The organism is Streptomyces ossamyceticus (assembly GCF_001418475.1).
GTDB classification, from domain to species: domain Bacteria; phylum Actinomycetota; class Actinomycetes; order Streptomycetales; family Streptomycetaceae; genus Streptomyces; species Streptomyces ossamyceticus.
This window is the reverse complement of the sequence record NZ_LIQX01000485.1, coordinates 1-5991: the sequence shown is the minus strand read 5'-3', so window position 1 is coordinate 5991 and position 5991 is coordinate 1. Positions and strand designations below refer to the sequence as shown.

At 72.9% G+C, this 5991-nt stretch carries 3 protein-coding genes and 2 pseudogenes; 4 read left to right on the top strand and 1 reads right to left on the bottom strand.

The annotated features are described in order from the left end of the window. Nucleotides 1-546 (top strand): RNA-guided endonuclease TnpB family protein (locus tag AOK15_RS30420; RefSeq protein WP_157870418.1); only part of this gene is annotated, 546 nt, incomplete at its 5' end. Between the two features lie 65 nt (nucleotides 547-611). On the opposite strand, the gene AOK15_RS30415 is transcribed toward AOK15_RS30420, so the two are convergent. Beyond that, the gene (locus tag AOK15_RS30415) at nucleotides 612-1601 is read right to left on the bottom strand and encodes a pectate lyase family protein (RefSeq protein ID WP_055521551.1); all 990 of its coding nucleotides are present in this window, start codon (nucleotides 1599-1601) and stop codon (nucleotides 612-614) included. Nucleotides 1602-2018: 417 nt separating this feature from the next. Here AOK15_RS30415 and AOK15_RS30410 point away from each other — a divergent pair. From AOK15_RS30410 to AOK15_RS30400, 3 genes and pseudogenes are all read left to right on the top strand, one after another. Continuing rightward, nucleotides 2019-3056 (top strand): annotated as a pseudogene (locus AOK15_RS30410) (extracellular catalytic domain type 1 short-chain-length polyhydroxyalkanoate depolymerase); the annotation flags it as partial. Nucleotides 3057-3653: 597 nt separating this feature from the next. After that, nucleotides 3654-4904 carry an SGNH/GDSL hydrolase family protein gene (locus AOK15_RS30405; protein ID WP_079058802.1) on the top strand — a complete coding sequence of 417 codons (1251 nt, stop codon included), beginning with the start codon at nucleotides 3654-3656 and terminating at the stop codon, nucleotides 4902-4904. Between the two features lie 175 nt (nucleotides 4905-5079). Further along, a pseudogene (locus tag AOK15_RS30400) lies at nucleotides 5080-5991 on the top strand (cation-translocating P-type ATPase); the annotation flags it as partial.

Genomic DNA, 5991 nt, shown 5'->3' with positions numbered 1-5991 from the left:
GAGCTGTCGCGGAAGGCGAAGGGCTTGGCGAACCGGGAAAAGGCCCGGCGCAGGGTCGCCAAGGTCCATGCGCGGATCGCCGACCGGCGCCGCGACTTCCTGCACAAGCTGTCGACCCGACTCGTCCGTGAGAACCAAACGGTCGTGATCGAGGACCTCACCGTCCGCAACCTGCTGAAGTACGGCCGCCTCGCGCGCGCCATCTCCGACGCGGCCTGGACGGACCTGCGCATGATGCTGGAGTACAAGTGCGCCTGGTACGGGCGTGAACTCGTCGTGATCGACCGCTGGTTCCCCAGCAGCAAGCTGTGCGGGGCCTGCGGCACGGTCGCGGCGAGGATGCCGTTGACTGTCCGCGAGTGGACGTGCGTATGCGGCACGGTGCATGACCGTGACGTGAACGCGGCACGCAACATCCTGGCCGCCGGGCTGGCGGCGTCTGCCTGTGGAGACGGTGTAAGACCTCAACGGGAGTCCTCCCGGACGGGGCGGTCGTCGGTGAAGCAGGAACCCCAGCGGGCGACCGCTGGAATCCCCCGCCGTTAGACGGGGGAGGAAGTCAAGTCCCGATTCCTTCTGTTCTCTCTCCCCCCCCGAGTGGATGGGGGTTGTCAGAACTTTCCGGTGCCCGCACCCGTCGTCACCGAGGCGACGACGGACGAGGCGGGTTCCGCGGTGTAGCGGTACGGCGGGGAGGTGAACGTCCCTGTCCGGGAGATCTCGGTGGCGGCCCCACCGAGGTCGTTGCCGCGCAGATTGGCGTAGCCGTCCACGTCGCTGCTGCGGTTCGTGGTGACGGCGACCTTCGTGTCGCGGAAGACGTTGTTCTCCACGAGCATCTGGGCGCCCATGCGCGAGTGGCAGGCGGTCTCGGCGCCGTCCACGAAGTTGTTGTAGAAGTGCCCGGTGCCGAAGCGCAGGCTGGGGATGCGCGAGTGGACGTCGCTGAAGTGGTTGTGGTGGTACGTCACCTTCAAGTGGCCGGTGTCCTCGGCGGCGTTGTTGTCGCTGTGGCCGACGAGCGAGCCCTTGAAGTGGTCCTTGAAGGTGTTCCAGGACACCGTCACGCCGTCCGAGCCGTGGTTGATGTCCAGCAGGCCGTCGTAGTGGTCCTTGTCGTGATCGCGGTCGGCGGAGAAGGAGTTGTGGTCGATCCACACCCGCGTCGACTCCTGCACGGTGATCCCGTCGGCGGGCGCGACCGGCTTGCTGATGTTCAGGTTGCGGACGACGACATCGGTCTTCTCCTTGATGCGCAGGCCGCCCCCGGTGAACCCGGAGGACGCGCCCACGCCCAGCACCGTCGTGTGGGAGCCGATGTCGACCTGACCGCCGAGCGATATCAGGCCGCTGACCCGGACGACCTTCGCCGCGTCACCGGCCACGGCGGTTCTGAAGGCGGCCAGGGTCGAGACGGTGACCGGCGACGCGCCGCCACCGCCGGTGGTCCCGGCGCCGTAGCCGATCGGCGAGGTCTCCGCGGCCCCCGCGGTCTGCGGCAGGGCGATCACCGCGACCGCCGCGAGAGCGGTCGCCGCGGCCATCGAGGAGGTTCTTCGCGCGAGTGTGCGTGGGGGGATGCGTGGGGGGACGGTACGCATGCGGTGTGCGTCCCTTCAGCTAGAACTGGCGGGCCATGTACGTGAACGTTGTTCGCCATACTGGCCGCCTGGGGCGGGTCGGGTCGCCGAGCTGGGGGACTCGACGCTCCGGGAGCTGCTTGGTTGCGGGTAGATGGAGCCCGGTTGCCCCTCTTCCACTCCAGGGGAAGACAGCGACCGGTTCACACTGCTGAACGGAACGTAGAGGGCAAGCGCTTTCTGGTCAACGCTTCGCGCAAAAGACCATGGGGCGCCCCAGGTGGAGCGGGCGCCCCGGTGGGCGGGTTCGGCGCATGCGCTCCGGCGGCGCGCCGGGAGCGAATTCTTTCGACGTGTGGGAGCGCTTCCAGCACGGCCATGTGCATGTCACGATGCTCGGCGGACGCTTCCCTCCCGGCCCGCTGAAGGGACAACGACGTGCTCCGAACCCCCCACCGCACCGCGCGCCGACAGCTCCGAAAAGCCCTCGTCGCGCTGCTCACCGCTCTGGCGCCGTTACTCGCGGCCACGTTCCTCACCGCCCCGGCGGCCTCGGCCGCGCCGCTCCCCGAGCCGTCGTCGCTCGCGCAGGCCGCTCCGGACGCGGGCGCCGCGCGGGACGCGAAGGCCGAGGCGGCGCCCCGCGCGGCGCTCACCCAGATCACCAACTTCGGGCAGAACCCGAGCAACCTCCAGATGTACCTGTACGTGCCGAACAACGTCGCCAGGAAACCGGCGATCGTCGTGGCCGTGCACTACTGCACCGGCTCCGGGCCCGCCATGTACAGCGGCACCGAGTACGCCTCGCTCGCCGACCGCTACGGCTTCATCGTGGTGTACCCGTCCGTCACCCGCAGCAGCAAGTGCTTCGACGTCGCCTCGCCGCAGGCGCTGCGCCGGGGCGGCGGCAGCGACCCCGTGGGCATCAAGTCGATGGTCGACTGGACGGTCCGCACCTACAACGCCGACACCAGCAGGGTCTTCGCCACCGGCATCTCCTCCGGCGCGATGATGACCAACGTCCTGCTCGGCGTCTACCCCGACGTGTTCGCCGCGGGGGCCGCCTTCGCGGGTGTCCCGTTCGCCTGCTTCGCCACCACCAACGGCTCGGAGTGGAACAGCGAGTGCGCGGGCGGAAGGATCATCCGGTCCCCGCAGGCGTGGGGCGACCTGGTCCGCGGCGCCTACCCCGGCTACAACGGGCCCCGGCCGCGGATGCAGCTGTGGCACGGCACCCAGGACGACGTGCTGCGGTACCCGAACTTCGGGGAGGAGGTCAAGCAGTGGACCAACGTGCGCGGCGTCGGCCAGACACCGAGCACCACCGACTCACCCCAGAACGGCTGGACCCGCACCCGCTACGGCGGCACCGGTGACCGGGCCCCCGTCGAGGGCATCAGCATGCAGGGCGTCGGCCACAACGTGTACGCCTGGGGCATGGGCCAGCGCGTCCTGACCTTCTTCGGCATCACCGGTTAGCGCACCGCGCCCCAGCCCTCGGCCGGCGTCGGCGGGGACGGCGGACCGGCGGACCGGCGGACCGGCGGGCCGTCACCGAGCGGGACGCCCCGTACGGCCCCGCGCGCGGCACCGTGATCGCGACCGACGTCACCCGCGACCACGCGACCACGCGCCCGCGCGGGATGCCGGTGCCGACCACGCGCCCGCGCCGGGTGCCGGTGCCGGCGTCAGTCAGGCGCTCGCGCCGGGTGCCGCCACCGGTCACTTGATCGCGCCGGGTGCCGGCGTCGGTCACCGGCCGACCGCTCCGGCGACAGCGCCGCACCCACCCCCCTCGGCCCCTCCACGGGACGGGCCGAGCCTGACCCGCCGGCCCGCCTCGCCCTCGCCCACCGCCGGGCGCGCACCGACCCGGTGCGCGCCCGGACACCGCGCGCCTTCGCGCGCCTTGGCGTCGAGACCCCTCACGCCAGGTCCCTTGCAGCACAGCCCCGTTCCCGGAGAAAGGCATCGCCCGTGCAGCCGTCCAAGCCGTCGAGCCGTGTGTCGCTCGCCCATCTCGTCGCCGCCTGCGTCCTCGCGCTGGCCCTCGTCGTGACGTCCTCCGCCGTGATGGCGCTCGTCAGGAGCCCGCACGGCACCGCCGGTGCCGGTGCCGGCGACACGGCCACGGCCGCCCGGCACTGGGTCAACACCTGGTCGGCGATGCCGCAGCTCACCGAGGCGCACAACATGCCGCCGGCGCCGTTCACCGGCGAGCGGGCGGTGCTCGTCGACACCACGCTGCGGCAGACCGTGCGCGTCACCACCGGCGGCGACCGGGTCCGGCTGCGCTTCTCCAACGCCTTCGGCGGCACCGCGTTGCCGCTGACGGCGGTCACGGTCGCCCTCCCCAAGGACGGGCAGGCCGGGGTCGGCGCCATCGAGCCCGGCACCACCCGGACGGTGACGTTCGGCGGCCGGGACGCCACGACCGTGCCGATCGGCGCCCAGGTCGTCTCCGACCCGCTGGACTTCACGGTGCGGCCCGGCTCCAACCTCACCGTGACCACGTATCTGGCCGAGGGGCAGGCGTCCCTCAACCTCACCTCGCACCCCGGCTCCCGCACCACCTCCTACCTCCAGCACGGCGACCGCACCCGCGACGAGGACCTCCCCGGGGCCACGCCCACCAACCACTGGTACCTGCTCAGCGACGTCGAGGTCCTCTCCCGGCCCGCCACCACCGCCGTCGCCGTCCTCGGCGACTCGCTCACCGACGGCCGGGGCTCCACCACCAACGGCAACAACCGCTGGCCCGACCAGCTCTTCGACCGCCTGCAGCAGAAGCCCGCCACCCGGGGCATCGCCGTGGTGAACCAGGCCGCCGGCGGCAACCGCGTTCTCAACGACGGCCTCGGCCCCAACGCGCTCGCCCGGCTGGACCGCGACATCCTGGCCCACAGCGCCGTCGAACAGCTGATCGTCTTCGAGGGCGTCAACGACATCGGAACGGCCGAGGCCACCCCCGCCGCCCAGCAGCGCGTCACCGCCGACCTCATCGCCGCCTACGACCAGATCATCGTCCGCGCCCACGCCCAGGGCATCCGCGTGTACGGCGCGACCCTGCTCCCGTTCGACGGCAACACGCCGTACGACGACGCGGGCGGGCACCGCGAGGACGCGCGGCAGGCGGTCAACACCTGGATCCGCACCAGCGGCCGCTTCGACGCCGTCCTCGACTTCGACCGGGCCGTCCGCGACCCGCAGAACCCGAGCCGGCTCCAGCCGACCCTTCACGACGGCGACTGGCTCCACCTCAACCCGGAGGGCTACCGCGCCCTCGCCGAAGCGGTCCCGTCCCGACTGCTCCGGCAGAGGTGAGCGGGACCGTACGCGCCTGCCGCGCCCCCAGGCGTGCCCGGACGCCGTGACCGAGCGCCTCCGCGATCCCACACGCCGTACTCCGCCCCATCCACCCCAGAAGCATGGGTGACGAGACGATTCGCGGGAACCCGGCTCCCCCGGAAGGGCATCACGCGTGAGGTGAGGGAGAGCCATGGCACGAGGTGGCCGGTGGGGTGATGCACAGGCTGAGCAGGGGCGCGCCGGAGGACTCGGACTGCTGACACGTCCGACGGCCGCCGCCACCGGGCTCGCGCTGGCCGGCCCCCGGCTCCTCGCCCGAGGAGCCGGACCCGCCGTCGGCCTGGCCGCAGGCGCGGTGGCCGGAACGGCACGGGCGGGCGTCCGGGGCGCGGACAGCGCCGCGCACGTCGCACGCGTCGCCCGCAACCAGCTGCCGGGTGGTGCGCGCCCCTGGCGCTCCGGCGCGCGGGCCCATCTCGCGCTGCGGCCCGAGACACCCGAACGGGTTCACCGCGAGGGCGGCACGGAACACGCGGCCCGCAAGGTGGCCGCCGCACTGACCGAGCGGCCGGACGTGGCGCTCGCCTACTGGGACCGGGGCCTGGCACGTCTCGTGGTGTCCGCCGCCGAGGAGGCCCTCGGCGACACGGTGGTGGACGAGGCGGTCGCACTCGCCGCCCGGCACGGGCTGTCCCTGACCGACGAGGACGTCGAGGGATACACCCACCCCGGCGACCCGGCCGGCACTCGGGCCGCCGCGACGGCTCTCGCCGCCGACACCCTCGGCGCCGGTGTCGCCCTGGCCGCCTCCTTCCTGCGGCTGCCGCGCTCACCGCGCCTGGTCACGGCGGCGGCGACGCTGCTGCGCGAGAACCCCCGCTTCCGCGCCTTCCTGCGCGACCGGCTCGGCCCGTCCCGGATGGACGTGCTGCTCGCCACGGCCAACGCCGCCGTCCACGCCGCGGGCCAGACCCCGATCGCCCTGCTGCTCGACGGGGCGCTGCGCGCCTGCCAGCTGGGGGACACCCTGGCCCGCGCGACCGCCTTCGACACCGTCCACGACCAGGTGTGCACCCCGCGGCGGGCCGGCCTGCCCCCGCGG